The following is a 25,449-nucleotide window of genomic DNA, read 5'->3' on the forward strand; positions in this document are numbered from 1 at the left end:
CGCGGCGGCGGGCCGGCGTCACCCGCCCGGCCGTTCCCCCCCAGCGCGGAGCCGCTGCAGCGCCGCCTGCACCGCCTCGACCGGCAGCCGTGCCAGCGCCTCGTGCCGCAGCACCGCCACGGCCGGGCCACGCGGGGCGCAGAGGGCCGGGTCGCTCTCCGGCCCGAACAGCGCCAGCGTCGGGCAGCCGGCGGCGGCGATGAGATGCGTCGGGCCGGTGTCGTTGCCCACGGCGAAGGCGGCCCGCCGCGCCACCGCCCCGAGCCGGGCGAAGCCGGTGCGGCCCGTCAGGTCGATGGCCCCCGGCGCCGCGGCCAGGATCGCCGCCGCCAGCCCGCGCTCGGCCGGCCCGCCGATGACCGCGGCCGGACAGTCGAGCCCCGCCGCCAGCGCCGCGTAACGCGCCACCGGCCAGCGCTTGCCCGGCCGCAACGGCGAGGCGCCGGGCACCAGCAGGGCGAAACGCGGCGGCAGGCCGAGATCGGCGATGTCGCCCTCCAGCCAGGCGAGGTCGGGGGGCGGGAAGTCCCGGATACCCGCCATCTCGAGCTGCTCGCGCTGCCGCTCGATGGTGTGCATCAGGTCGCGTTGCGGATTGGCATGCGGATGGCTGGCGCCGCGGGCGATGCCGGACCATTCGGCGCCGCGCCCGACCAGCCAGCGATAGCGCGAGGAGCGCGAGGAGGTCTGCAGGTCGTAGACCCGGGTGAACCGCGCGGCGCGCAGCCGGCGGGCGAGGCGCCAGAGGCCGCGCGGATCCGTCCAGGCGGGGCGGCCATCGCTCCAGACCGCGTCGAACCAGGGGCTGAGCCGCGCCAGCTCGGCATAGGGCGGCGTGGTCAGCAGGGTGATGTGCGCCCCCGGGTGATGCGCCCGGATGGCGGCGAAGGGGCCGAAGGCCTGCACGACATCGCCGAGGGCGGCGAGCTTGATGACCAGGATGCGCGGCCTCATGCCGCGCGCCCCTGGGCCGGCTCCCCCTGGTCGGTCCCCTGGCCGGTTCCCTGGGTCAGCTCCCGGTAGACCGCGAGCGTCGCCGCCTGCATCGCCGCGGTGGTGTTGCCGGCGAGCACCCGCGCCCGCGCCCGCGCCCCGATCGCCGCCCGCTCGGCCGGCGGCAGGGCCAGCACCCGCCGGATCGCCGCGGCCAGCGCCGCCGGGTCGCCGGGCGGCACCCGCCAGCCGGTCACGCCCTCCTCCACCGTCTCGCGCGGGCCGCCGAGATCGGCGGCGATCACCGGCCGCGCCATGGCCTGCGCCTCGATCACCGTGCGCCCGAAGGCCTCCGGGTCGGTCGAGGCATGCAGGACGATGTCGCCGAGCAGCAGCGCCGCCGGCATGTCGTCGGCATGGCCGGCGAGGATCACCCGCCCCTGCAGCCCGAGCGCCGCGATCCGCGCCGCCAGCTCGGCCCGCAGCGACGGGCCGCCGCCGCCGACCAGCAGGGCGACCGCCGCCGGCACCGCCGCCATGGCCTCGACCAGCACCGCCTGGCCCTTCCAGCGGGCGAGGCGGCCGGGCAGCAGGATCACCGGCCGGTCCGGCGGCACGCCCCAGGCGCCGCGCAAGGCCGCGATCCGCGCCGGCGCCACCCCGTCGGGATCGAACAGCGCCGGGTCGACGCCGCGCGGGATGATGCGGATGCGCGCCGGGTCGGTGCCGTGCACCCGCCGGATGTGCTCGGCGATGAAGCGGCTGATGGCGATCACCCGCTCGCCCCGCGCCATGACCGAGTTGTAGAGCCGCTTGCCCGGGACGCCCTCGTTGTAGGTGCCGTGATAGGTGGTGACGAAATGCGCGCCGCTCCGCCGCGCCGCGAGCAGCGCCGACCAGGCCGGGGCGCGGGAGCGGGCATGGATGATCGCCACCCCCTCGGCGCGGGCCAGCGCCGCCAGATGCCCGGCATTGCGCAGGATGCCGACGGGGTTCTTGGTCCGCAGCGGCAGGGTGACGTGGCGGGCGCCGAGCCGCTCCAGCGGCGCCACCAGCCGGCCCCCGGCCGAGGCGACGAGGGCCCGGCCGCCGGCGCGGATCACCGCATCGGCGATCTCCAGCGTGCCGCGCTCCACCCCGCCGGATTCGAGGGCGGGCAGCACCTGCAGCACCGTGGGGGCGGCCGTCATCCGGCGCGCCGCGGCGGCGCCGCGGCAGGGCGGCGGCCCGCGCCATCCCCCGGGATGCCCGGGAGGGCGCTCGATGCGGCGATCGGAGGGGCGATCGGGCCGGCGGGGTCCCGAAATTCGGTCATGCGCGGGTCCTGGGATGGCGATGGCGGGCTGCGCTTCCTCGGCGCCCGGCGCCGCGGCGTCAACCGCGCGGGGGCCTGGCCGCGGCCCGGCCGCGCCGCCCCCGTTCACCGCGGGATGATGTCTTGACGTAAAGATTCATATGGACAACATATAAACCATAGGTAACATTCCCTTTCATGTTGCTAGCCCTGAGCGTTTGCTCGAGGAGGAACGAGGATGACCGATAGCACCCCGACCGACCCACTCTTCCGCTACCAGTGGGGCCTGCAGAACACCGGGCAGGCGAATGGCGGGATCGGAATCGACATCAACGTCCTGCTGGCCTGGGACGACTACACCGGGCGCGGGGTCCGCGTCGGGGTGATCGACTCCGGCGTGCAGCTCGACCATCCCGATCTCCGGCAGAACATCGACCCCTCCGCCACCTGGGATGCCGCGCAGGACCAGCCGGGCGGCGATCCCCTGGGCCGGGACGAGAATCACGGCACGGCCGTGGCCGGCATCATCGCCGCGGCGTCCAACGACATCGGCGGCGTCGGCGTCGCCCCGGATGCGACGCTCGGCGTCTACCATGTCGGCTTCGGCGCGAACCTGCCCTTCCCGGTGCGGCCGGACCAATTCACCATCGCCTTCCAGCATGCCCTGGCCGACGGCATGGACATCGTGAACAACAGCTGGGGCGCGACCGTGCCCTTCGCCCTGCCGGAGGAGGGCACGGCGGCGCTGATCGAGCAGGGGCGCAACGGCCTCGGCACGATCATCGTCTTCGCCAACGGCAACGGCCGCGCCGATGGCGATGACGGGGTGCTCGAGCTGCAGCTCGACCTGCCCTATGTCATCAGCGTGGGCGCGGTGCAGAACAACGGCGTCGCCACCGGCTACAGCACGCCGGGCGCCGACCTGCTGATCTCGGCGCCGGGCGGCGCGCAGACCGACCAGTCGGCGACCCGGCCCGGCAACGGCATCGCCACCACGGACCGCACCGGCACGGATGGCTACAACACCACCGCGGGCAGCGCCGGCGACTACACCTACGACTTCAACGGCACCTCCGCCGCGACGCCCTTCGTCTCCGGCGTCGTGGCGCTGATGCTGGAGGCCAATCCCGGCCTCGGCTACCGCGACGTGCAGGAGATCCTGTCGGCCTCGGCGCGCCTCACCGACGAGGCCGCGACGGGCTGGATCACCAACACCGCCGGCACCTGGAATGGCGGCGGCCGCCTGTTCAACCGGGACTACGGGTTCGGCCTGGTGGACGCGCATGCCGCGGTGCGGCTGGCGGAGAGCTATATCGGGCGCGAGGCGAAGACCGCCGCCAACACCCTGACCTACGAGACGGCCTACACGCCCCCAAGCGCCGTCACGCTGTCGGAGAGCTGGACCTCGATCCCCCTGCACCTCACCGGCAGCGGCACGGTCGAGCATGTCAGCCTGGCCCTGCATCTCGACACGCCCAACGCCGCCAACCTCGCCATCGAGCTGGTCTCGCCCACGGGCACCCGGATCCCGCTGCTGCAATTCGCCAAGAGCACGGAGACGGTGGCCTGGCCTGAAGGGGGCTTCACGCTGACCACGCCGGGCTTCTGGGGCGAGAAGATCGACGGCACCTGGCGGCTTGCCGTCCTCAGCCTGAACGAGGACCCGGCCGTCGTCGAGCACCTCGTCGATGCCACGATCGAGGTGTCCGCCGCCGCGGCGAGCACGGTGAAGGAGTTCGTCTACACGGACGACTTCCCCTCCCTCGCGGCCGAGGATTCGTCGCGGCTGATCGTCACCTCGCCGACCAACCAGATCGCGATCAACGCCGCGGCGGTGACGGGCGACGTGATCCTCGACCTGCCGGCGCATACCCTCTCCGTCGACGGCACGCTGTCGGTGATCAATCCCGCGGCCCATATCGTCGAGGTGTATGGCGGCGACGGGAATGACGCGTTGTACGGCGATGCCGGCGACACGGTCTTCATGCCCGGCCGCGGGGCCAACGTCACCGAGGGCGGCGGCGGCCATGACATCGTGAAGCTGCTGCGCCCGCTCGATGCCTATGCGGACGTCGCCAGCGGCGAGCGCGTGATGGTGGCGGGCCCGCACAGCCTCGACACGATCTCGGGCGTGGCGACGCTGCAGTTCAGCGACGGCAGCATCGCCCTCGGCAGCAACCCGATGGTCCGCGGCCTCTACTACGCGCAGCACAATGCGGATGTGTACGCCTCCGGCATCGCCGCCGACCTGCACTACGCCACGGAAGGCTGGCAGCAGGGCCGCGACCCCAACCCCTGGTTCAGCACCACCAGCTACCTGGCGAACCACAAGGACGTGCAGGCGATGGGGGTGAACCCGCTCGACTACTATGCCTGGGTGGGATGGCAGCGGGACGACGACCCCTCGGCCGGCTTCGACGGCTCGCTCTACCTGCACTTCAACCCGGATGTCGCGGCGGCGGGGCTGAACCCGCTGCTGCACTGGCTGCAATACGGCCAGGCGGAGGGGCGCGACATCTATCCGGTGATCGACGGCGCCAGGCTGCGGGGCGACTTCGACCCCACCTTCTACAGCCTGGCCAACCCGGACGTGGCGGCGGCGGGCGTCGACCCGATGCTGCACTGGCAGGAATACGGCTGGCGGGAAGGGCGCGACCCGAATGCCTATTTCGACACCGATTTCTACCTGACGGCCAATACCGACGTCGCCGCCGCCCATCTCGACCCGCTGCTGCACTACCAGATCTATGGCTGGCGGGAGGGGCGCGACCCGTCGGCGGCCTTCGACACCGACTCCTACCTGCACCGCTACGCCGATGTCGCGGCCGCCGGGGTGGACCCGCTGCTGCACTTCCTCAGCTACGGCGTCCTCGAGGGCCGCACGGCCGAGGCGGCGCTGATCTGACGCCTGGCCCGTCCGGGTGGAGACACCCGGACGGGATCTGCCCTAGGCGGCGAGCCTGGCGATCCCGGCCCACCAGCCGCGGATCGCCGCCGCCTCGGCCGGCAGGGGCCGGGCCTGGGGCGCGAAGCGGAAGCAGGCCTCCCGGTGCAGGTCGGAGACGCTGGTGAGCACCGGCCTGCCGGCCGCGATCGCCGCGGCGAAGACGGGGGCGAGGCCACCGCCGGCCGCTTCCAGCTTGCCGAACTTGCTCAGCACCACGAGGTCGCAGCCGGCGATCTGCCCGAGCACCGCGGCCGCGGCCGCCTCCACCCCGGTGGCGTCGAGATGGCAGGCGGTGCCGGCGGGCGGCGTCTCGAAGAACATCGGGAAGGCCCGGCCGCTGCCGATGTCGCGCAGGAAGCCGGCGCCGCAGGCGCGACCCGGCAGGCCATGCGCCTCGGCCAGGGTGCCGGCGACGCGCAGCCCGGCGGCCTGCCACTCGGCGACGGCGGCCGCGAGGAGCGCCTGGAGCCGCGGCCCCTCGGCCCCGCCGAGCACGGCAAATCGCTGCATCGCTCCCTCTCCCCTGCCATCGCCGCACGAGCCTAGCACGCCCCGGGGCCTCCGCGACGGCGCGCGGCAGCGCCGTGCAGCGCGATCAGGCCCCCTTCACCCCGCCCGCGGTCAGCCCGGCGACGATCTGCCGCTGCGCCAGCAGGGTCAGCAGCAGCACCGGCAGGGTGACGAGCAGCGCCGCGGCCGAGAGCGGGCCCCAGGCGATCTGCTCGAAGGTCAGCATGTTGTTCACCGCGACGGGCAGGGTCCGCGTCTCCCGCCCCGCCAGCACCATGGCGAAGACGAAGTTGTTCCAGGAGAAGATGAAGGCGAGGATGGTGGCGACCGTGATGCCCGGCCGCGCCAGCGGCATCGCCACGTGCCGGAAGGCCTGCCAGAGGGTCGCGCCATCGACCAGCGCCGCCTCCTCCAGCTCGCCCGGCAGCCCCTCGAAGAAGGAGATCATCACCCAGACCACGATGGGCACGGTGATGACGAGATGCGCGACGATGATCGGCAGCAGCGTGCCCGTCAGCTCCAGCCACTGGAACAGCAGGAACATCGGGATGAGGTAGGAGAGGCCCGGGGTGATGCGGGCGATCAGGATCAGCGCCGCCGCCCGCATCGCCCGCATCTTGGCGATGCCGTAGCCGGCCGGCACGCCGACCAGCAGGGCGAGGCCGGTCGCGGTGACGGAGACCACCACGCTGTTCCAGGCATAGAGCAGGAAGTCGTTGCGGGCGAAGACCTCGCGGTAATTCTCGAGCGTCGGCGGGTCGGGGAGGAAGACCGGCGGCCAGGCGGTGTTGTCGAGCTCGGTCTTCAGCGAGAGCGAGAGCATCCAGAGGAAGACCAGCACCGCCGGCGAGATCAGGGCGAGCACCGCAAGGCCGAAGCCGAGCCGCCCGAGCCAGCGGCGCAGGCGGTACCAGAGGGGCGTGCGCCGCGGCGCGGTGTGGGTCACGCGGCCGCTCATGTCACGCGCACCCGCTGCCGGGTCCAGAGCAGCAGCGCGGCGAGCGCCATGATGATGGCGAAGAACACCACCACCACCGCGCTGGCATAGCCGACATTGTAGAAGGCGAAGGCCTGCAGGTAGAGGAAGATGTTGATCGTCTCGCTCGCCTGGCCCGGCCCGCCCTGGGTGATGACGTAGATGGTGTCGAAGGCCTTCAGCGCATCGATGCTGCGGATGATGAGCGCGACCACGATGAAGGGCGCCAGCAGCGGCAGGGTGACGTGGCGGAAGGCCTGCCAGGCGCTGGCGCCGTCGATCTTCGCCGCCTCGTAGGGGTCCTGCGGCAGGGAGGCGAGGCCGCCCAGGATCAGCAGCATCACCAGTGGCGTCCAGTGCCAGACCTCGACGATGACCAGCGTCGGGATCACGGTGTCGGCGCTGTAGACCCACATGGAGGGCGGCAGCCCCACCTGCGTCAGCAGCCAGTTCAGCACGCCGAGCTGCGGGTGGAACATCATGGTCCAGACCAGGGCGACGGCGACCGGCGTCGCCATCATCGGCAGGATGAAGACGGTGCGCGCCAGGCCGCGCAGCGGGAAGCGGCGGTGGAAGCAGAGCGCGGCGGCGAGGCCGAGCAGCATCGGCGCCACCACCGCGAGGGCGGTGTAGAACAGCGTCCGCAGCATCGCCCAGCCGAAGCGGGCATCGGCGAAGAGCCGGACGTAGTTGTCGAGCCCCACCCAGCGCCGCTCGCTGCCGAGATGCCAGTCGAAGCCCGAGACATAGAGGGTGAAGGCCCAGGGGAAGAGGATGACGGCGATGACGACGCAGGCCGCCGGCACGACGAACCAGGCATAGCGCCGGGCGTAGTTGCGGCGCCGGGCGGCCTGCGCCGCCCCCGCCGGCCTGGCCAGGGTGACGGCGTCCTGCGGCATCAGCTCTCCCGCTCGCTCTGCTCGAGGATGGGGCGGAACTCGGCGGTCGCCCGCTTCAGCTCCGCCGCCACGTCGGCGCCGCCGAGGGTGTTGGTCAGCGCCGTGCCGATCACGTCGCGGAACTGGGTGACGGGGACGATCTCCGGCAGGCCGGCGCGGGCGATCTTCGCGCTCGCCTCCAGGGTCTGGAAGAACTCGCGCGGGAAGTGGCTCTTGCCGATCGCCTCCTCGTTGCGGAAGGGGCTGCTGCGGGCCGGCACGCCGGCGGCCGAGGTCAGCCATTCGAGCTGGTTGCGCTTGCCGAGCGCCCATTGGATGTAGAACCAGGCCGGCCCCTTCTTCTTCGAGGCCTCCGGGATGCCGTAGCCGGCGCCGAACAGCGCGCAATGGTGCTGCGGCCCCGGCCCCTTCGGCACCACGGCATAGCCGACGCGGCCGGCGACGCGCGAGCGCGCCTTGTCCTCGAGCGGCGCGGCGAAGCCGATGCCGTCCACCCACATGGCGGCGCGGCCCTGCATGAAGGTGGTCTGGCACTCGTTCCAGTTGAAGCCGATGGAGCCGGGCGGCGAGAGGTCGCGGATGAAGCGGCGATAGGTCTCCCCGGCCCAGACCGCGTCCGGCGTGTCGGTGATGAGCTGGCGGTTGGCGTCGATCATGTCGCGCTGCGCGGTGCCGAGCAGGTAGCTCGACCAGAGCACGACATTGGCGTTCTTCAGCCCGCGCCCGACATGGCCGTAGACCTGCTTCGAGGGATCGGCGAGGCGCTTCGCCGTCTCCTGCATCGCGTCCCAGGTGGTCGGCACCTCGAGCTTCGCCGCCTCGAACAGCGCCTTGTTGTAGTAGAGGATGAAGTAGTCGGCGCCGGCCGGGCAGCTGTCGAGCCGGCCGTCGGACTGGGTGGCGTAGGTCACCATGCCCTTGCCGTAGTCGTCGAAGTCGAAATCCGGCGCGGTGAGGCTGGGATCGGCGAGCAGCGCCCGGATGTCGGTGTTCCAGCGCGCCTTGCCGACCTGGCGCTTGTTCACGTGCAGGCTGATCTCGGTGACGTCGAAGCTCGGCCGGCCGGAGGCGTATTCGACGATGATCTTCTGCCGGTGCTGCTGCTCCGGCACCACCTCCAGCCCGACCTTGATGCCGGTCAGCTCCTCGAATTCGGCGTTGTGGCGCTGCAGGAACTGGCCGCGCGGCGAGAGCTGCACGGTGACCTCGATCCGCTCGCCGCGGAAGCGGCGCCAGTCGAAGCCGCCCTGCGCGCCGGCGCGCTCGACCAGGGCCGGGGCGGCGATCGCCGCCGCGCCGGCCTGCAGCGCCTGGCGGCGCGTGATGCCCTGCATGGACCTTCTCCCCGTTCCGGGGCGGATGCGTGCCCGCCCGTGTTTGCGGCGGCGATGGTCGGCCATAACGCGGCCCGCCGGCAAGCCCGTCCCGCTGCGCCGCGCCACGGGGTGGGGGCTTCCCGCCTGCGCGGACTCGGCTAGGCTGCCGCGCCGGACCGATGGGGGGGAGGAGTGCTGGAATGCCGCGCATCGAGGGGATGGCATTGCCGGAGGATTGGCGGGACGGCTGCCTCGCCGCGCGGGTGATGACGCCGGAAGGCCCGAGCGCGGTCGCCGTGCTGCGCGGCGCCGCCTTCGACATGACGCCCGGCTTCGGCACGGTGAGCGCCTGGCTGAACGAGCCCGACCCGATCGGCGCCATCCGCACCCGCGGCGTGCCCATGCCGCTCGACCTGCCGGCGGTGCTCGCCAACAGCGCGCATGACCGGCGCGATCCCCACCGTCCCTGGCTGCTGCCGCCGATCGACCTGCAGGCGGTGAAGGCCTGCGGCGTGACCTATGTGCGCTCCATGCTGGAGCGGGTGATCGAGGAGCGCTGCCATGGCGATGCCAGCCAGGCCGAGGCGGTGCGCGCCGAGCTGCGCGGCGTCCTGGCCGGCGATGGCACCGCCGGATCGGCGCGCGACCTCGCGGCGGTGAAGCCGGGCAGCACGGAGGCGATGCGGCTGAAGGCGGCGCTGGTCGAGCGCGGCTGGTGGAGCCAGTATCTCGAGGTCGGCATCGGCCCGGATGCCGAGATCTTCACCAAATGCCAGCCGATGGCCGCGGTCGGCCCCGGGGCGCTGGTCGGCGTGCATCCGGTGAGCCACTGGAGCAACCCGGAGCCGGAGGCGGTGCTGGCGGTGAATGCCCGCGGCGCCATCCTCGGCGCCACGCTCGGCAACGATGTCAACCTCCGCGACATCGAGGGCCGCTCGGCGCTGCTGCTCGGCCGCGCCAAGGACAACAATGCCTCCTGCGCCATCGGGCCGGTGCTGCGGCTCTTCGACGCCGGCTTCTCGCTCGAGGATGTGCACGCCGCCGAGGTCACGCTGACGATCGAGGGCGCCGACGGCTTCCGGCTGGAGGAGCAGGGCGCGGTCGGCGCCATCAGCCGCGAGCTGCGCGACCTCGTCGGCCAGCTCATCGGGCCGCACCACCAGTATCCGGACGGGGCGGTGCTGTTCCTCGGCACGCCCTTCTCGCCGGGCAAGGACCGCGGCGCCCCGGGCCAGGGCTTCACCCACAAGCCGGGCGACCTGGTGCGCATCGCCACGCCGCGGCTCGGCGCGCTGGTCAACGAGGTGGCGCGCACCGATGCCTGCCCGCCCTGGGGCTTCGGCACCGGCGCCCTCCTCGCCAACCTCGCCCAGCGCGGCCTGCCGCGGCGATGAGCGGGGCGGAGGAGCAGGGCACGCTCGACCGCGGCGACGGCACCGCCCTCGCCTGGCGGCGGCGGCGGGGCGCCGGGCCGGGCGTGGTCTTCCTCGGCGGCTTCAACAGCGACATGACCGGCAGCAAGGCCGAGGACCTCTCGGCCTTCTGCGCCGGGCGCGGCAAGGCCTTCCTGCGCTTCGACTACAGCGGCCATGGCACGAGCGGCGGGCGCTTCGTGGACGGCACCATCGGCCGCTGGGCCGCGGATGCGGCGGCGGTGCTGGCGGCGCTGACCGAGGGGCCGCAGATCCTCGTCGGCTCCTCCATGGGCGGCTGGATCGCGCTGCTGCTGGCCCTGCGGCAGCCGCAGCGCGTGGCCGGGCTGGTCGGCATCGCCGCGGCGCCCGACTTCACCACGCGGATCGAGGCGGCGCTGCCGCCCGAGGCGCGCGTGGCGATGGCACGGGAGGGCGTCTGGCACCGGCCGAGCGCCTATGGCGACCCCTACCCCATCACCCGCGCGCTGCTCGAGGAGGGCCGCAACCACCTGCTGTTGCAGGCCGGCGTCCCGCTCGGCATCCCGGTGCGGCTGCTGCAGGGCCAGCGGGACCCGGACGTGCCCTGGGAGCACGCGCTGCGCATCGCCGAGGCCATCGAGGGGCCGGATGTGCAGGTGCTGCTGGTGAAGGATGGCGACCACCGCCTCTCCCGGCCGCAGGACCTGCGGCTGCTGCGGCAGGTGCTGCGGGCGCTGCTGGAGGGCGGGTAGCGGCTGCCTTCAGCCCGCCTCCCCCCGACGGACCGCTCGCCCGACCGGTCTCCGAGACGCCGAAGGGACTCCCCGGGGTCCCCGCAAAGCCGCGAAGCGGTTTTGTGGGAAGTTCAAGCCCCCTCCTCCGCCAGGATCGCCCGCAGCCCCTCGCGGTAGCTCGGATAGCGCCAGGCGAGGCCGAGCGCCGCCTTGGTCGCGGCATTGCCGATGCGGCGGTTCTCCGCCCAGAAGCTCCGCGCCATGGGCGACATCGCCGGCAGCGCCGCGGCGAAATCGACGAGCGGCGGCGGATCGAGGCCGAGCAGCCGCGCCGCCTCCTCCACCACCCGGGCATTCTCCGCCGGCTCGTCATCGGCGAGATGCAGCACCCGCACGCCCGGCCCCGGCGCCTGGCGCAGGGCGGCGAGCACGGCATGGGCGATGTCGTCGCGGTGGATGCGGCCGAAGAGGTGCCCGGGCTTGCCGATCCGCCGCGCCCGGCCGGCGCGGAGGTCGTCGAAGGCGCTGCGGCCGGGGCCGTAGATGCCGGCGGCGCGGAAGAGGTCGAGCGCCCGCCCGGCCGCCGCCGCCCGCCAGGCCTCCTCCGCCGCCAGCCGCCGCCGGCTGCGCGCCTGCCCCGGGGCGGGCGGCGTCGCCTCGTCCACCCAGGCGCCGCCGCGGTCGCCATAGACGCCGGTGGTCGAGACATAGCCGATCCAGCGGAGCGCCGGGGCGGCGCGGATCGCCGCCGCATGCGCCGCCAGCACCGGATCGCCCGCCTCCCCCGGCGCGGCGGTGACGAGAAGATGCGTCGCCGCCGCGATCGCCTCCCCGGCCGCGTCGAAGCCCAGCACGGCGACGCCGGGGGGCGGTGCGGCCCGCGCCGGGTCCCGCGCCGTGCCGGTGACCTGCCAGCCCGCCGCCGCGGCGTCCCGCGCCACGGCGCTGCCGCTGTAGCCGAGGCCGGCGACCACCAGCCTTCCAGGATCGTGTTCCGTCATCCCCCCGATCTGGCGTGGATCGGGGCGCATCGCTAGACTCCCCCGCGTGGTCCGCCCCCGTCCCGTCCTGCTCGGCGCCGTCCTGGCCCTGTTGCTCGCCTTCGGCGGCGGCTTGGTCCTGATCCCGGCCGGCGGCCCCGGGGCCGAGGCGGCGGATGAGGGCCTGCCGCTGCCGCCCGACATCCCGCGCCTGGCCGAGGGGCCGCAATACGAGGAATGCCTCGGCCTGCTGCGCAGCGACCCGGATGGCGCGCTGAGCTTCGCCGAGGGCTGGGAGGGCGCCGGCGGCGGCGAGGGGGCGCGGCACTGCGCGGCGCTGGCCCTGCTGGCGCTGGGCGAGCCGGACCGGGCGGCGGAGCGGCTGGAGGCGCTGGCCCGCAACAGCCAGGGCAGCGCCGCGGCGCGGGCGGCGGTCTTCGCCCAGGCGGTGCAGGGCTGGATGCTGGCCGACCAGGCCGGCCGCGCCTATGCCGCGGCGACCATGGGCCTGACCATCGCGCCGGAGGATACCGGCCTGATGCTGGACCGGGCGGTGGCGCTCGGGACGCTCGGCCGCTACCGCGACGCCCTCGACGACCTGGCGCGGGTGACCCAGGCGGAGCCGGATCGGGCCGAGGCCTGGGTGTTCCAGGCGGCGGCCCTGCGGCACCTCGACCGGCTGCCGGAGGCGGTGGGCGCGGTGGACCGGGCGCTGGCGCTGGCGCCGGACAATGCCGAGGCGCTGCTCGAGCGCGGCATCCTCCGCCAGCTCCGCGGCGATGCGAAGGGCGCGCGGGCTGACTGGCAGCGGGTGATCGCCGTCGCGCCGGACAGCGCCGCGGCCGACCTGGCGCAGCAGAACCTGGCGCTGAACGAGGCCGGCCCGAAGCGGCGGTGAGGGCCAGCGCGCCAGGGGCGCAGGACGCCCGCCGGCCCGGTCGCCGCCCGTCGTCCCGCCATGGCTTTGCCATGGGCAGCGACGCCCCCTTGGACAAGAGGGGACCATGGGGTCCCCGCAAAGCCGCGAAGCGGTTTTGTGGGGAGTTCTTAGAAGTCCAGGTCGTCGTAATGCGCCGGCGGGGTGACGCCGCTGACCCGCTCGGCCAGCAGGGCGCGGAAGCTGGGGCGCGACTTGCAGCGGGCGTACCACTCCTTCGCCGCGTCGTTCAGGCTCCAGTCGATGTCGCCGATATAGTCCAGGGCCGAGAGATGCGCCGCGGCGGCGAAATCGGCCAGGCTGAGCTGCGCCCCGGCCAGCCAGCTCCGCGTCTCCGCCAGCCAGCCGATATAGTCGAGATGCGGCCGCAGGTTCTGGTAGCCGGCGCGGATCGCCGAGGCATCCGGGTTGCCGCGGCCCAGCATGCGCTTCATCTGCTTCTCGAAGAGCAGGTTGCGCGTGACCTCGAGGTTGAACTTGCCGTCGAACCAGGCGACCAGCCGCCGGGTCTCGGCCCGCTCGGCCAGGGTGCGGCCGAGCAGGCCGGTATCCGGATAGGCCTCGTCCAGATACTCGCAGATGGCGTAGCTGTCGGCGATGGCGAGGCCGGTCGGCTCCTGCAGCACCGGGACGGTGCAGGCCGGGTTCATCTCCAGGAATTCGGGCCGCCTCTCCCAGACCCGCTCGACGCGGAGCTCGAAGGGGATGCGCTTCTCCGCCATGGCCAGGCGGACTTTGCGCGCAAAGGGCGAAAGCGGGAGATGATATAGGACACGCACGGATCGGCTTATGCCATCCGGGCGGCGGTGGGGAAAGCGCCGTGACGGCGCTTTCCCCGATTATCGCTACTCGGCGGCGACCGCGGCCGCCTCCTGCATCGGCACCGGCAGGTATTTGGCATATTCCTTCGGCACCACGTGCCAAAAGGCGCCGCGCTCCTGCGACCAGTTGTTCAGGATGCGGGCGGCGAGGCGGGAGCCCGTCTCCTGGGCGTGCCGCTCCACCAGCCGCTTCAGCACCCCCTCCCAATGCGGCGAGGCGAGGCGGGACCAGAGCAGGGTGTCCGGGTTCACCCGCTTCTCGAAGACCTCCTCCGGGTCGTAGAGGAAGGCCATGCCGCCGGTGAAGCCGGCGCCGAAATTGTCGCCGACCTGGCCGAGGATGACCACCGTGCCGCCGGTCATGTACTCGCAACCATTGGCGCCGCAGCCCTCGACCACCGCCGTCGCGCCCGAGTTGCGGACGGCGAAGCGCTCCCCGGCCTGGCCGCCGGCGAAGAGCTCGCCCGCCGTCGCGCCATAGAGGCAGGTGTTGCCGATGATGGCGTTCTCGTTCCAGACCAGGGTGGAGGAGGGCGCCGGGCGGACCACGATGCTCGCCCCCGAGAGGCCCTTGCCGACATAGTCGTTGGCGTCGCCGAAGACCTCGAGCTTGAGGCCCTGGACGGCGAAGGCGCCGAGCGACTGGCCGGCGGTGCCGCGGAGCCGCACCGCCAGATGGCCCGGCTGCAGCCCGGACATGCCGAATTTCCGGGTGATCTTGCTGCTGATCTTGGTGCCGATCGCCCGGTGGGTGTTCCGGATGTTGTAGGCGAGCTGCATCTTCTCGCCGCGCTCGAACAGCGCCGCGGCGTCGCGGATCATGTCGGCGTCTAGCGTCTCCGGCACCTCGTTGCGGCCCTCCAGCGTGCAATAGGCGGCATGCGGGCCGGCATCGGCCTGGACCAGGAGGGGGTTCAGGTCGAGGTCGTCGAGATCCTCCGAGCCGCGGCTGACCTGCTTCAGCAGGTCGGTGCGGCCGATCACGTCGGTCAGCTTGCGGTAGCCGAGCCGGGCGAGGATCTCCCGCACCTCCTCGGCGACGAATGAGAAGAGGTTGATCACCTTCTCCGGGCTGCCGGCGAATTTCTCCCGCAGCGTCTCGTCCTGGGTGCAGACGCCGACCGGGCAGGTGTTGCTGTGGCACTGCCGGACCATGATGCAGCCCATGGCGACCAGGGAGGCGGTGCCGATGCCGAACTCCTCGGCGCCGAGCATGGCGGCGATGACCACGTCGCGCCCGGTCTTGATGCCGCCATCGGTCCGCAGCTTCACCCGGTGGCGCAGCCGGTTGAGCTGCAGCACCTGATGCGTCTCCGACAGCCCCATCTCCCAGGGCAGGCCGGCATACTTGATGGAGGAGACGGGCGAGGCGCCGGTGCCGCCGGAATGGCCGGAGACCAGGATCGCATCCGCCTTCGCCTTGGCGACGCCGGCGGCGATGGTGCCGATGCCGGAGCGGCTCACCAGCTTCACGCAGACCGAGGCCTCGGGGTTGATCTGCTTCAGGTCGTAGATGAGCTGCGCCAGGTCCTCGATCGAGTAGATGTCGTGGTGCGGCGGCGGCGAGATCAGCGTCACCCCCGGCGTCGCGTGCCGCAGCCGGGCGATCAGCCCGGTGACCTTGAAGCCCGGGAGCTGGCCGCCCTCGCCGGGCTTGGCGCCCTGCGCGACCTTGATCTCGATCTCCTTGCAGTTGTTCAGGTACTCGGCGGTGACGCCGAAGCGGCCCGAGGCGATCTGCTTGATGGCGCTGTTGGCGTTGTCGCCGTTGCCGCGCGGCTTCGCCCGCGCCGGATCCTCGCCGCCCTCGCCGGAATCCGAGCGGGCGCCGATGCGGTTCATGGCGATGGAGAGCGTCTCATGCGCCTCCGGGCTCAGCGCCCCGAGGGAGATGCCGGGCGCGACGAGGCGCTTGCGGATCTCGGTGATGCTCTCCACCTCCTCGAGCGGGATCGGCGTCGCCGCCTCGGTGCGGAAGTCGAGCAGGTCGCGCAGCGCCACGGGCGGGAGCTTGCGCACCGCCTCGGAGTAGCGCTTGAAGGTCTGGTAGCTGTCGGTCTCCACCGCCTTCTGCAGGGTGTGGATGAGGCCGCCGTCGAAGGCGTGGCTCTCGCCCCGGAGGCGCCGCTTGTAGAGGCCGCCGACCGGCAGCGTCACCGCATCGGCGTCCCAGGCGGTGCGGTGCAGCGCCAGCACGCGCCGCGCGATGCCCTGCAGGCCGATGCCGGAGATGCGCGACGGGATGCCGGGGAAGAACTCGGCGACCAGGGCGCGGGAGAGGCCGATGGTCTCGAAATTCATGCCGCCGCGGTAGCTGGAGAGGACGGAGATGCCGATCTTCGACATCACCTTCAGCAGCCCCTTGTCCACCGCCTTCTTGTAGCGGGCGACGCAGTCGGCGAGCTTCAGCTCGCCGAACAGCCCGCGCCGGTGGCGGTCGGCGATGCTCTCCTGCGCCAGATAGGCGTTCACCGTGGTGGCGCCGGCGCCGATCAGCACCGCGAAATAGTGCACGTCGACGCATTCGGCGGTGCGGACATTGAGGCTGGTGAAGGTCCGCAGCGAGGTCTTCACCAGATGCGAGTGGACGCCGCCGACGGCCAGGATCATCGGGATCGGCGCCCGCTCCGGCCCCTGGTGCTCGTCGGTCAGGATCACATGCGCGCAGCCGCTGCGCACGCCCTCCTCCGCCTCGTGGCGGATGCGCTCCAGCGCCCGGCGCAGCCCGGCCGCGCCCTCCGCGGCCGGCCAGGTGCAGTCCACCTCATGCGCGGTGGCGCCCATGTAGTGCCGCATGCCGGCGAACTCGGCGTTGGAGAGCACCGGGCTGTCCAGCATCAGCATGTCGCACTGGGTCGGGTCCTCGTCGAGGATGTTCCCGAGATTGCCGAGCCGGGTCTTCAGCGTCATCACCCGCGTCTCGCGCAGGCTGTCGATCGGCGGGTTGGTGACCTGGCTGAAGGTCTGGCGGAAATAGTGGTGCAGCCCACGATACTGGCCGGAGAGCACGGCGATCGGCGTGTCGTCGCCCATGGAGCCGATGGCCTCGGCCGCCTCCTCCACCATCGGGTGCAGGATGGTCTCCAGCTCCTCCAGCGTGTAGCCGACGGCGAGCTGGCGCCGCCGCAGCTCCTCGCCCTGGATGTGCACCGGCTCGCCCTGCTCGGCGCGCACGATGCCGTCGATGCGGATCGTGCGGTTGGTCCAGTCGCCGAAGGGATGGCGGGCGGCCAGCATGTCCTTCAGCGCCGCGTCGGTGTAGAAGCGGCCGTCGCTGAGGTCGACGCCGATGCACTGGCCCGGGCCGACGCGGCCCTTGGCGACGATCGCCTCCTCCGGCAGCTTCACCATGCCGGTCTCCGAGCCGACGATGAGCAGCCCGTCCGCGGTCTCGGTGTAGCGCAGCGGCCGCAGCCCGTTGCGGTCGAGCCCGGCGACCACCCAGCGGCCATCGGTGCCGCAGATGGCGGCCGGGCCGTCCCAGGGCTCCATCACCGCGTTGCAGTAGAGGAAGAACTCGCGGTGCGATTCCGGCATGGTGGCGTTGTTGCCGATGCTCTCGGGGATGAGCATGGCCTTGGCCATCGGCGCGTCGCGGCCGCCGCGCACCAGCAGCTCGAAGACGTTGTCGAGCGTCGCGGTGTCGGAGCCGCCGGCCTGCACCACCGGCTTGATGTCCTCGAGATAGGGGTCGAGGAGGGCGTGGGAGAGCCGCGTCTCGTGGCTCTTCATCCAGTTGGCGTTGCCGTGGACGGTGTTGATCTCGCCGTTATGGGCGATGGTGCGGAAGGGCTGCGCCAGCCGCCAGGTGGGGAAGGTGTTGGTGCTGTAGCGCTGGTGGTAGATGGCGAAGCGGCTGACGAAGCGCTCGTCGAGCAGGTCCGGGTAGAACTCGGTCAGGTGCTCGGCGAGGAACATCCCCTTGTAGATGAGCGAGCGGGAGGAGAGCGAGCAGAGGTAGAGCTCGGGGATCTGCGAGGCGATGGTCTGCTTCTCGATCCGCCGGCGGATGACGTAGAGGTCGCGCTCGTAGACCTCGGCCTCGCGCTGCTCCGGGTCGTAGACCAGGATCTGCTCGATCTCCGGCCGGGTGGCGTTGGCCTTCTCGCCGATGCAGGCGACGTTGATCGGCACCTGGCGCCAGGAATAGATGGCGTAGCCGGCGGCGAGGATCTCGGTCTCGACGATCTGCCGGCAGCGCTCCTGCGCACCGAGGTCGCTCTTCGGCAGGAAGACCATGCCGACCGCGATGCGGCCCGGGCGCAGCCGGTCGCCGCCGCGCTGCACCACCTCGGCGAAGAAGTCCTGCGGGATCTCGATATGGATGCCGGCGCCGTCGCCGGTCTTGCCGTCGGCATCGACGGCGCCGCGGTGCCAGACCGCCTTCAGCGCGTCGATGCCGGCCTTGACTACCTGGCGGCGCGGCTTGCCGTCGAGCGCGGCGACGAGGCCGACGCCGCAGGCATCGTGCTCGGTCAGGTCGAGCTGCGCCGCATCGGCCAGTCGGGCGGCCTCGGCGGGGAAGCGGGCGGCGAATTCGGTGGCGCTCATGACGATACGCTCCCTACACGGATCTAGAGATTGAGGCCGCGGGCGCGCAGCGCCTCGCGGTGCTTGGCCAGGGCGGCGGCGGCGACGCGCGCGCCCCAGGCCTGGCCGAAGCGCATCGATTCGGCGAAGACCTCGGGCATCAGCCCGCGCAGCTTCGCCCCGACCAGGGTGGCGTAGAACTCGGCGACCTGCCGCATCTCCGCGGGCGTCAGCCGCCCGGCATAGATGGCCGCCGTCGCCTCCACCACCTCGCCGGCCCGGGCGCGGAATTCGGGCATGACGAACTCGTCGACCAGCGACGCCACCTGCGCCTCGGGCAGCCGCGGCGCCTGCTGGCGCAGCGCCGCGATCATCGGCGCGCGCATCTGGCCGATCATGTCCTCGACCTGCCCCTGCAGGCCGAGCGAGGCGACGAGGCCGCGCGCCGCGGCGAGGGCCTGCGCCGAGCCGGCCCCGTCCGTCCTGGCCTCCTCCGCGCGCGCGGGCATGGTGGCCAGCAGCGCGGCGCAGGCGAGGGCGGGGAGGAGCCGCCGCGGCCTCATTCCGCCGCCACGGCGAGCTTGCCGCCAGCCTTGGCCCGCACATAGGCGTCGATCTGGTCGGCGGCGTCGCGGCCGTCGCGGATCGCCCAGACCACCAGCGAGGCGCCGCGCACGATGTCGCCGCCGGCGAAGACGCCGGGCAGTTCGGTCATCATGGTGCGGTGATGCACCTTCAGCGTGCCCCAGCGCGTCACCGGCAGGCCCGGCTCCTCGAAGGCGCGCGGCAGGTCCTCGGGGTCGAAGCCGAGCGCCTTGATGGCGAGGTCGCAGGGGATGGTGAAGGCGCTGCCCGGGATCGGCGCCACCTGCTGCCGGCCCGTCGCGTCCGGCAGGCCGAGATGCATGCGGGTGGCGCGCAGGCCGGTGACCGCGCCCTCGCCGAGGAAGGCGTCGGGCGCCGCCAGCCAGGCGAAGTCCACGCCCTCCTCCTCGGCATTCTTCACCTCGCGCATGGAGCCCGGCATGTTGGCCTTGTCGCGCCGGTAGAGGCAGGTGACGGCCGTCGCGCCCTGGCGCACGGCGGTGCGCACGCAATCCATGGCGGTGTCGCCGCCGCCAACGACGACCACGCGCTTGCCCTTGGCGTCCAGCGCGCCGGAGGCGAATTCCGGCACCGGGTCGTCGAGGTTGGACCGGTTGGAGGCGGTGAGATAGGCGAGCGCCGGGACGATGCCGGAGAGCTCGCTGCCGGGGCAGTCGATGTCGCGCGCCTTGTAGACGCCGGTGGCGATGAAGACCGCGTCATGCCGCTCGCGCAGCGTGGCGAGGGAGATGTCCTGGCCGACGGCGCAGTTCAGGTGGAACTGGATGCCGCCCTGCTCGAATTGCTGCCAGCGGCGCAGCACCACCGCCTTGTCCAGCTTGAAGTTCGGGATGCCGTAGATCATCAGGCCGCCGACGCGGTCATAGCGGTCGTAGACATGCACCTGGTAGCCGCGCAGGCGCAGCCGCTCGGCGGCGGCGAGGCCGGCCGGGCCGGCGCCGATGATGCCGACGCTCTGCGCCAGCTCGGCGCGCGGCCGCGGCGGCTTCACCCAGCCCCGCTCCCAGGCGGTGTCGGTGATGAAGCGCTCGACCGCGCCGATGGTGACGCTCTCGAACCCCTTCTCGATGACGCAGTTGCCCTCGCAGAGCCGGTCCTGCGGGCAGATGCGGCCGCAGATCTCGGGGAAGGTGTTGGTCGCGGCGGAGACCTCGTAGGCCTCCTCGAGCCGGCCCTCGGCGGTCAGCTTCAGCCAGTCGGGGATGTTGTTGTTCAGCGGGCAGTGCACCGAGCAGAAGGGCACGCCGCACTGGCTGCAGCGGCTGGCCTGCTGCGGCGCGGAGGCGGTGTCGAACTGCTCGTAGCGGTAGATCTCGCCGAAATCCGACCGGCGGGCCGCGACGTCGCGCTTCTCCGGCTGGGCCTGGGAGAGTCGCACGAATTGCAGCATCCGTTCGGCCATGGCGCGGTCCTTGCATGCACATGAAACGGGCAGACGCGGATAGGCGCCCCGGACCCTGCCCCGGACACGCGCACCCCGCCGCCCTTTGCGGCGTTGTGCGCAGCAATAGGGCCATGGAACGGGGGAGGCGAGTCCTTTTTCGATGTAAGGACAGAAAAGCTGCCCTATTTTTTTGGAATCGCCTTACCCGACTCTGAATGCTGCCGCATGCCCGCGCTTTATTGGTCCGAATCGGACCTTTCAGCCGGCGAGCGCCGGCCGCCGCCCGCCGCCCGGCCGGAACCGCGCGAGATAGGCCGGCACCACCGCCTCGACCGATTTCGGCGTGATGCCGAGGTCCGCCAGCCCCGGCGCCCCGGCGGCGGCCACATTGTCCTGCCCCAGCATCAGCAGCTGGTCGCGGGTGAGCGGCGGGGTGGGCAGCAGCTCGCCGAGCCGCGCCTGCAGCCGCGCCAGCCCCATCGGCATGTCCCACAGCCGCCGGCGATGGCCGGTGACGTCCAGCACCAGGCGCAGCAGGTCGCGGAAGCGCATCACCCGCGGCCCGCCCAGCTCGTAGGTGCGCCCGGGCGCGTCCTCGCGCAGCGCCGCCGCCAGCACCGCCTCCGCCACGTCCCCGACATAGACCGGCTGGAAGCGCGTATCCCCGGCGATCACCGGCATCACCGGCAGCATCCGCGCCAGGCCGGCGAAGCGGTTGAAGAGCTGGTCCTCCGGCCCGAAGACGAGCGAGGGCCGCAGGATCACCGCCTTCGGGAAGGCGGCGCGCACCGCCGCCTCGCCCTCGCCCTTGCTCCGCCCATAGGCCGAGGGGCTGGCCCGGTCGGCGCCGATCGCCGAGACATGCACCAGCCGCTCCGCCCCCGCCTCGGCGGCGAGCCGCGCGACGGTGCCGGCGCCCTCGGCCTGCAGCCGGCGGAAATCCCCGGCCTGCCGCTCGTGCAGGATGCCGACCAGGTTCACCACCAGATCCGCCCCGGCCACCGCCCGGCCGACGGCGCCGGCATCGGCGACGCTCGCCGCGAGCGGGACGATCTGCCCGACGCGCCCCTGGGTCTGCAGGAAGCGGGCGCCGGCCGGGTCGGTGACCGCGATGCGCACCACGTAATCCTCCTGCGCCAGCCGCCGCACGACGTAGCGGCCGAGGAAGCCCGAGCCCCCGAAGACCGTGGCGACCTTGCGTACCGTGCTTGCGCGCATGCTGGCTGGGCTCCCCGAGAGATCCGCACCGGCCGCGGCGATGCGCCCTCCGTGAACGCAGCGCCGCGGCCATCCGTTGGTTGCGGGGCGGCGCGCCCCGGGCCGCCCCGGCCCGCGCGCGTCGCCCCGGCCGGCGCGGCCGCGCCCCGCGACCGCCGCCCGACCGTTGCGGGCCGACGATATGGCCGCCCCCCCCTTGTCGCCAAGCCGTCGCCCCCGCCGCCAGTTTCGCCGCCGAGGCCGCTTGACGCTCCCCCGGCCGCGGCTCTATGTCCGCGCTCCCGGCGGGCACCGCCCCGTCGGCTCCGCACCCTGTGCCCAGGTGGTGGAATTGGTAGACGCGCTGGCTTCAGGTGCCAGTGACCGCAAGGTCGTGAAGGTTCGAGTCCTTTCCTGGGCACCACTTCCCTCGGCGGGCCGCTTCCCGCGGCGCGGAAGTCTCCGCCGGCGACGGCCCCGCTGACCACCTCTGGGGCCCCGTGCGAACCATCCTCTTCTCGCGCGGCGCCCCTTCAGGGAGCCCCGCCGTGATCCATCTGCACCGGCACGACCTGCCCGATGGCCTGACCCTCGGCCCGGTGGTGGCGATCGACACCGAGACGATGGGCCTCAACCCCCATCGCGACCGGCTCTGCCTGGTGCAGCTCTCGGCCGGCGACGGCGACGCGCATCTGGTGCAGATCGTCCCGCCCGCCCTGGGCGGCCACGGCGCCGACTGCCCCAACCTGAAGCGGCTGCTCGCCGATCCGGCGGTGACCAAGCTGTTCCACTTCGCCCGCTTCGATTGCGCCGCGCTGCAGCTGCATCTCGGCGTCACCGTGGCGCCGGTGATCTGCACCAAGGTCGCCGCCAAGCTGGTCCGCACCTTCACCGACCGGCACGGGCTGAAGGATCTCTGCCGGGAGCTGCTCGGGGTCGAGATCTCCAAGCAGCAGCAGAGCTCGGACTGGGGGGCGCCCGAGCTCAGCCCCGAGCAGCTCGCCTATGCCGCCTCGGACGTGCTGCACCTGCATGCGCTCTGGGCGCGGCTCGAGGGGCTGCTGCGGCGCGAGGGGCGGCTGGCGCTGGCCGAGGCCTGCTTCCGCTTCCTGCCCACGCGCGGCGCGCTCGACCTCCTCGGCTACGACGAGCCCGACCTCTTCGCCCACTGAGGCCGCCCGCCGGCCTTCCGGCGGGCCACCCGGCCCGGGCCGGCCTTGGCATGATTCTTGTTCGATACGGGGACGGCTCATTGACCCCTGCCGCGCCACGCCCCATACATCGCGACGTGGACCCGATGCCTCGCGCCCCCCTGCCGATCCATGACCATCGCGCCGGGGGCCCGCCCCGGCCGGGGAGGCCCGGCTGCCGGTGATGCAGGACCACGCTCCGCCGGCCACGGCCCCGCGGCCGCCCGCATCGCCGCGCCACATCCCGCCGCCGACGCGGCTGCGCCGGGCGCCGACCGTCGGCCAGATGGCGCGGCGGCGCTTCCTCGTCGCCTGGACCAAGCGCCTGCTGCCGCTGCTGGCCCTCGGCCTGCTCGGCGCCGTCGCCTTCTGGCCGGAGATCGAGGGCACCGAGGAGCGCGCCCGCGTCGCCTTCCGCCGCACCATGCAGCCGCGCGCCGAGGCGCTGCGCGTGGTCAACCCGCGCTACCAGGGAATCGACGAGCTGAACCGCCCCTTCACCCTCACCGCCCGCGTCGGCCAACAGGAAGGCGCGGACGAGATCCTCAACCTCGACGCGCCGAAGGGCGACATCGTCATGGGCGACGGCGCCTGGATCTATGTCCAGGCCCGGACCGGCCGCTACGACAAGCCGGCCGGGCGGCTCGACCTCGCCGGCGACGTCACGATCTACCACGACAACGGCACGATGCTGCTGACCGAGCGGGCCACGGTGATGCTGGACCAGGGCAGCGCCAGCGGCGACGCCCCGGTGGCGGCGCAGGGCGGCTTCGGCACCCTGACCTCGGAGGGCTTCGAGCTGACGGATCGCGGCGCGGTGGTGGTCTTCACCGGCCAGGCGCATGCGGTGCTGGAGGGCGGCCGATGAGCCGCCGCGCCCCCCTGCCCTCCCGGCTGCCCGCCGCCCTGCTGCTCGCCCTCCTCGCCGGGCCCGCCGCGGCGCAGGGCATCGACCTCTCCCAGGGCGGGCCGGTCGATGTCACCGCCCGCGACGGCATCGAGTGGCGCCAGGCCGACCAGGTGGTGATCGCCCGCGGCAATGCCCGCGCCATCCGCGGCGGCGTCACGGTCGATGCCGACCGGCTGCTCGCCCGCTACCGCCCCGCCGGCGGCGGCGCGGCGGCCGAGGCCGGCGCCGGGGCGGGCGCGCCGCCGGCCACGGCGACCAGCACCGCCGACCCGATGGCGCCCGGCGGCAGCAACGAGATCTGGCGGCTGGAGGCGGAGGGGCATGTGGTCATTCGCACCGCCACCGACACCGCCCGCGGCGACCGCGCCGTCTACGACATCGACCAGGCGGTGCTGGTGCTGACCGGCCGCGACCTCTCGCTCACCACCCAGACCCAGGTGATCACCGCCCGCGACAGCCTGGAATACTGGTCGCAGAAGCGCATGGCCGTGGCCCGCGGCGGCGCGGTGGTGGTCGAGCCGGCGGAGAACCGCCGCATCACCGCCGACACCCTGGTCGCCTATTTCCTCGAGGGGCCCGGCGAGACCGCCGCGCCGCCGCCGCCGAAGCCGGCCCTCGCCCCCGGCGAGAAGGAGCCGCCCGGCGCCGGCCGCATGGACCGGGTCGAGGCCTATGGCAATGTCGAGATCCGCACCGCGACCGAGGTGGTCCGCGGCGACCGCGGCGTCTACAGCGCCCAGACGGGCATGGCGCGGCTGCTCGGCGATGTCCGCATCACCCGCGGCGACAACCAGGTGAATGGGCGGGAGGCGATCGTGAACATGCGCACCGGCGTCGCCCGGCTGGTCTCCTCGCCCGGCGCCCGGGTGCAGGGGCTGATCGTGCCGAACCAGAAGGAGGAGGGCGCCGGCCCGAAGCCGCAGCCGGGCGCCCAGCCGGCGCCCCAGGCGGGCAGCCAACCGGGCGGCCAACCGGGCGGCCAACCGGGGAGCCAGCCGGGCATGAGGATCGGTCGATGAACGAGGCCTCCCCGGCGCCGCTGCTGAAATCCGTCCCCGGCGAGGGCGGGCTCGCCGCCTATGGCCTCGGCAAGCGCTACCGCAAGCGCCCGGTGGTGCGGAACGCCTCCATCCATCTCCGCCGCGGCGAGGTGGTCGGGCTGCTCGGCCCCAACGGCGCCGGCAAGACCACGACCTTCTACATGATCACCGGCCTGGTGCAGCCCGATGAGGGGCAGGTGGTGATGGACGGGCACGACGTGACGCACCTGCCGATGTACCGCCGCGCCCGGCTCGGCCTCGGCTACCTGCCGCAGGAGGCCTCGATCTTCCGCGGGCTCTCGGTCGAGGACAACATCCGCGCCGCGCTCGAGGTGGTGGAGCCGGTGCGCGACCGGCGGGAGCAGATGCTGGACGCGCTGCTGGCCGAGTTCGGCATCGCGCATCTCCGCCGCGCCCCGGCGCTGGCCCTCTCGGGCGGCGAGCGGCGGCGCTGCGAGATCGCCCGGGCGCTCGCCACTCACCCTTCCTACATCCTTCTCGACGAACCTCTGGCCGGCATCGACCCGATCGCCGTCGGGGAGATCCGGGACCTGGTCAAACACCTGAAGGACCGCGGGATCGGCGTGCTGATCACCGACCACAACGTGCGCGAGACGCTCGAGATCATCGACCGCGCCTATATCCTGCACGACGGCCAGGTGCTGATGGAGGGCGCGCCGCGCGACATCGTGGCACATGAGGGCGTCCGCCGCGTCTATCTCGGCGAGAGGTTTAGTCTTTGATCGCGCCATGCACCTAGCCGCCACACCAACCCTAGACCATGATCCGTTCACCCGGGTTCACGGACCATGGTCTAGCGCGTTGTTTGGTCGCGTGATTCACGCCTTCGG

Annotated in this window: 20 protein-coding genes and 1 tRNA gene; 9 read left to right on the forward strand and 12 right to left on the reverse strand. The window is 72.9% G+C overall.

Going from position 1 to position 25,449, the window contains the following annotated elements; translation table 11 throughout:
* Nucleotides 1-18: 18 nt before the first annotated feature.
* Both DOO78_RS06050 and DOO78_RS06055 read right to left on the reverse strand, forming a co-directional pair.
* Nucleotides 19-954 (reverse strand): glycosyltransferase family 9 protein, encoded by a 936-nt coding sequence (locus DOO78_RS06050; RefSeq protein WP_111468842.1) that lies wholly within the window; start codon nucleotides 952-954, stop codon nucleotides 19-21.
* On the reverse strand, nucleotides 951-2,123 hold the full coding sequence (locus DOO78_RS06055; RefSeq protein WP_111468843.1) for a glycosyltransferase family 4 protein: 1,173 nt from the start codon (nucleotides 2,121-2,123) through the stop codon (nucleotides 951-953). Before DOO78_RS06055 ends, DOO78_RS06050 begins: the two co-directional genes overlap by 4 nt.
* Nucleotides 2,124-2,465: 342 nt before the next feature.
* Here DOO78_RS06055 and DOO78_RS06060 point away from each other — a divergent pair, with 342 nt between their 5' ends.
* Nucleotides 2,466-5,132 (forward strand): S8 family serine peptidase, encoded by a 2,667-nt coding sequence (locus tag DOO78_RS06060; RefSeq protein WP_111468844.1) that lies wholly within the window; start codon nucleotides 2,466-2,468, stop codon nucleotides 5,130-5,132.
* A gap of 42 nt (nucleotides 5,133-5,174) precedes the next feature.
* Here the strand turns inward: DOO78_RS06060 and DOO78_RS06065 are convergent, their stop codons facing one another.
* The 4 genes from DOO78_RS06065 to DOO78_RS06080 all read right to left on the reverse strand — a co-directional run bounded on the left by DOO78_RS06065 (nucleotide 5,175) and on the right by DOO78_RS06080 (nucleotide 8,893).
* On the reverse strand, nucleotides 5,175-5,684 hold the full coding sequence (locus DOO78_RS06065) for a DUF2478 domain-containing protein (RefSeq protein WP_111468845.1): 510 nt from the start codon (nucleotides 5,682-5,684) through the stop codon (nucleotides 5,175-5,177).
* Between the two features lie 85 nt (nucleotides 5,685-5,769).
* A complete protein-coding gene (locus tag DOO78_RS06070; protein ID WP_111468846.1) occupies nucleotides 5,770-6,642 on the reverse strand; it encodes a carbohydrate ABC transporter permease in 873 nt (290 codons plus the stop codon).
* Complete coding sequence (locus DOO78_RS06075; RefSeq protein ID WP_111468847.1) at nucleotides 6,639-7,559, reverse strand: carbohydrate ABC transporter permease; 921 nt, start codon at nucleotides 7,557-7,559, stop codon at nucleotides 6,639-6,641. The genes DOO78_RS06070 and DOO78_RS06075 overlap by 4 nt, the downstream gene beginning before the upstream one ends.
* Complete coding sequence (locus DOO78_RS06080) at nucleotides 7,559-8,893, reverse strand: ABC transporter substrate-binding protein (protein WP_111468848.1); 1,335 nt, start codon at nucleotides 8,891-8,893, stop codon at nucleotides 7,559-7,561. The genes DOO78_RS06075 and DOO78_RS06080 overlap by 1 nt, the downstream gene beginning before the upstream one ends.
* A gap of 182 nt (nucleotides 8,894-9,075) precedes the next feature.
* Here DOO78_RS06080 and DOO78_RS06085 point away from each other — a divergent pair, with 182 nt between their 5' ends.
* Together DOO78_RS06085 and DOO78_RS06090 are read left to right on the forward strand one after the other, a co-directional pair.
* Nucleotides 9,076-10,269 (forward strand): fumarylacetoacetate hydrolase family protein, encoded by a 1,194-nt coding sequence (locus DOO78_RS06085; protein ID WP_111468849.1) that lies wholly within the window; start codon nucleotides 9,076-9,078, stop codon nucleotides 10,267-10,269.
* The gene (locus DOO78_RS06090; RefSeq protein WP_111468850.1) at nucleotides 10,266-11,021 is read left to right on the forward strand and encodes an alpha/beta hydrolase; all 756 of its coding nucleotides are present in this window, start codon (nucleotides 10,266-10,268) and stop codon (nucleotides 11,019-11,021) included. The genes DOO78_RS06085 and DOO78_RS06090 overlap by 4 nt, the downstream gene beginning before the upstream one ends.
* A gap of 113 nt (nucleotides 11,022-11,134) precedes the next feature.
* On the opposite strand, the gene DOO78_RS06095 is transcribed toward DOO78_RS06090, so the two are convergent.
* Nucleotides 11,135-12,004 (reverse strand): Rossmann-fold NAD(P)-binding domain-containing protein, encoded by an 870-nt coding sequence (locus DOO78_RS06095; RefSeq protein WP_111469071.1) that lies wholly within the window; start codon nucleotides 12,002-12,004, stop codon nucleotides 11,135-11,137.
* 46 nt (nucleotides 12,005-12,050) lie between these two features.
* On the opposite strand from DOO78_RS06095, the gene DOO78_RS06100 reads away from it, so the two are divergent.
* Nucleotides 12,051-12,881, forward strand: a complete 831-nt coding sequence (locus tag DOO78_RS06100) for a tetratricopeptide repeat protein (RefSeq protein ID WP_111468851.1) — start codon at nucleotides 12,051-12,053, stop codon at nucleotides 12,879-12,881.
* A gap of 149 nt (nucleotides 12,882-13,030) precedes the next feature.
* Here the strand turns inward: DOO78_RS06100 and fzlA are convergent, their stop codons facing one another.
* From fzlA to DOO78_RS06125, 5 genes are all read right to left on the reverse strand, one after another.
* Nucleotides 13,031-13,699 carry an FtsZ-binding protein FzlA gene (gene fzlA / locus DOO78_RS06105; protein ID WP_111468852.1) on the reverse strand — a complete coding sequence of 223 codons (669 nt, stop codon included), beginning with the start codon at nucleotides 13,697-13,699 and terminating at the stop codon, nucleotides 13,031-13,033.
* A gap of 66 nt (nucleotides 13,700-13,765) precedes the next feature.
* A complete protein-coding gene (gene gltB, locus DOO78_RS06110) occupies nucleotides 13,766-18,292 on the reverse strand; it encodes a glutamate synthase large subunit (protein ID WP_111468853.1) in 4,527 nt (1,508 codons plus the stop codon).
* Between the two features lie 23 nt (nucleotides 18,293-18,315).
* Nucleotides 18,316-18,780, reverse strand: coding sequence for a DUF2059 domain-containing protein (locus tag DOO78_RS06115; protein WP_128080007.1), 465 nt, complete (start codon nucleotides 18,778-18,780; stop codon nucleotides 18,316-18,318).
* Nucleotides 18,781-18,830: 50 nt separating this feature from the next.
* The gene (locus tag DOO78_RS06120; RefSeq protein ID WP_111468855.1) at nucleotides 18,831-20,279 is read right to left on the reverse strand and encodes an NAD(P)-dependent oxidoreductase; all 1,449 of its coding nucleotides are present in this window, start codon (nucleotides 20,277-20,279) and stop codon (nucleotides 18,831-18,833) included.
* A gap of 240 nt (nucleotides 20,280-20,519) precedes the next feature.
* The gene (locus tag DOO78_RS06125) at nucleotides 20,520-21,479 is read right to left on the reverse strand and encodes a complex I NDUFA9 subunit family protein (RefSeq protein ID WP_111468856.1); all 960 of its coding nucleotides are present in this window, start codon (nucleotides 21,477-21,479) and stop codon (nucleotides 20,520-20,522) included.
* Between the two features lie 316 nt (nucleotides 21,480-21,795).
* Between DOO78_RS06125 and DOO78_RS06130 the strand changes: the two genes are divergently transcribed.
* The 5 genes from DOO78_RS06130 (at nucleotide 21,796) to lptB (ending at nucleotide 25,341) form a co-directional block, all read left to right on the forward strand.
* Nucleotides 21,796-21,882: transfer RNA gene (locus DOO78_RS06130), tRNA-Leu, on the forward strand.
* A gap of 85 nt (nucleotides 21,883-21,967) precedes the next feature.
* Nucleotides 21,968-22,630: a ribonuclease D gene (locus tag DOO78_RS06135; protein ID WP_408887563.1), complete on the forward strand. Its 663-nt coding sequence runs from the start codon at nucleotides 21,968-21,970 to the stop codon at nucleotides 22,628-22,630.
* 202 nt (nucleotides 22,631-22,832) lie between these two features.
* Nucleotides 22,833-23,516: an LPS export ABC transporter periplasmic protein LptC gene (gene lptC / locus DOO78_RS06140; RefSeq protein WP_243634419.1), complete on the forward strand. Its 684-nt coding sequence runs from the start codon at nucleotides 22,833-22,835 to the stop codon at nucleotides 23,514-23,516.
* Complete coding sequence (locus DOO78_RS06145) at nucleotides 23,513-24,577, forward strand: LptA/OstA family protein (RefSeq protein ID WP_111468858.1); 1,065 nt, start codon at nucleotides 23,513-23,515, stop codon at nucleotides 24,575-24,577. The genes lptC and DOO78_RS06145 overlap by 4 nt, the downstream gene beginning before the upstream one ends.
* Nucleotides 24,574-25,341 (forward strand): LPS export ABC transporter ATP-binding protein, encoded by a 768-nt coding sequence (lptB, locus tag DOO78_RS06150; protein ID WP_111468859.1) that lies wholly within the window; start codon nucleotides 24,574-24,576, stop codon nucleotides 25,339-25,341. Before DOO78_RS06145 ends, lptB begins: the two co-directional genes overlap by 4 nt.
* Nucleotides 25,342-25,449: the final 108 nt, after the last annotated feature.

The sequence above is a fragment of the Roseicella frigidaeris genome, from assembly GCF_003258945.1.
Taxonomy (GTDB): domain Bacteria; phylum Pseudomonadota; class Alphaproteobacteria; order Acetobacterales; family Acetobacteraceae; genus Paracraurococcus; species Paracraurococcus frigidaeris.

What these genes read in the sequence shown, in the direction of transcription:
- DOO78_RS06050 (WP_111468842.1), bottom strand. Translation starts at nt 954, where the DNA reads ATGAGGCCGCGCATCCTGGTCATCAAGCTCGCCGCCCTCGGCGATGTC.
- DOO78_RS06055 (WP_111468843.1), bottom strand. Translation starts at nt 2,123, where the DNA reads ATGACGGCCGCCCCCACGGTGCTGCAGGTGCTGCCCGCCCTCGAATCC.
- DOO78_RS06060 (WP_111468844.1), top strand. Translation starts at nt 2,466, where the DNA reads ATGACCGATAGCACCCCGACCGACCCACTCTTCCGCTACCAGTGGGGC.
- DOO78_RS06065 (WP_111468845.1), bottom strand. Translation starts at nt 5,684, where the DNA reads ATGCAGCGATTTGCCGTGCTCGGCGGGGCCGAGGGGCCGCGGCTCCAG.
- DOO78_RS06070 (WP_111468846.1), bottom strand. Translation starts at nt 6,642, where the DNA reads ATGAGCGGCCGCGTGACCCACACCGCGCCGCGGCGCACGCCCCTCTGG.
- DOO78_RS06075 (WP_111468847.1), bottom strand. Translation starts at nt 7,559, where the DNA reads ATGCCGCAGGACGCCGTCACCCTGGCCAGGCCGGCGGGGGCGGCGCAG.
- DOO78_RS06080 (WP_111468848.1), bottom strand. Translation starts at nt 8,893, where the DNA reads ATGCAGGGCATCACGCGCCGCCAGGCGCTGCAGGCCGGCGCGGCGGCG.
- DOO78_RS06085 (WP_111468849.1), top strand. Translation starts at nt 9,076, where the DNA reads ATGCCGCGCATCGAGGGGATGGCATTGCCGGAGGATTGGCGGGACGGC.
- DOO78_RS06090 (WP_111468850.1), top strand. Translation starts at nt 10,266, where the DNA reads ATGAGCGGGGCGGAGGAGCAGGGCACGCTCGACCGCGGCGACGGCACC.
- DOO78_RS06095 (WP_111469071.1), bottom strand. Translation starts at nt 12,004, where the DNA reads ATGACGGAACACGATCCTGGAAGGCTGGTGGTCGCCGGCCTCGGCTAC.
- gltB (WP_111468853.1), bottom strand. Translation starts at nt 18,292, where the DNA reads ATGAGCGCCACCGAATTCGCCGCCCGCTTCCCCGCCGAGGCCGCCCGA.
- DOO78_RS06115 (WP_128080007.1), bottom strand. Translation starts at nt 18,780, where the DNA reads ATGCCCGCGCGCGCGGAGGAGGCCAGGACGGACGGGGCCGGCTCGGCG.
- DOO78_RS06120 (WP_111468855.1), bottom strand. Translation starts at nt 20,279, where the DNA reads ATGGCCGAACGGATGCTGCAATTCGTGCGACTCTCCCAGGCCCAGCCG.
- DOO78_RS06125 (WP_111468856.1), bottom strand. Translation starts at nt 21,479, where the DNA reads ATGCGCGCAAGCACGGTACGCAAGGTCGCCACGGTCTTCGGGGGCTCG.
- lptC (WP_243634419.1), top strand. Translation starts at nt 22,833, where the DNA reads ATGCAGGACCACGCTCCGCCGGCCACGGCCCCGCGGCCGCCCGCATCG.
- DOO78_RS06145 (WP_111468858.1), top strand. Translation starts at nt 23,513, where the DNA reads ATGAGCCGCCGCGCCCCCCTGCCCTCCCGGCTGCCCGCCGCCCTGCTG.
- lptB (WP_111468859.1), top strand. Translation starts at nt 24,574, where the DNA reads ATGAACGAGGCCTCCCCGGCGCCGCTGCTGAAATCCGTCCCCGGCGAG.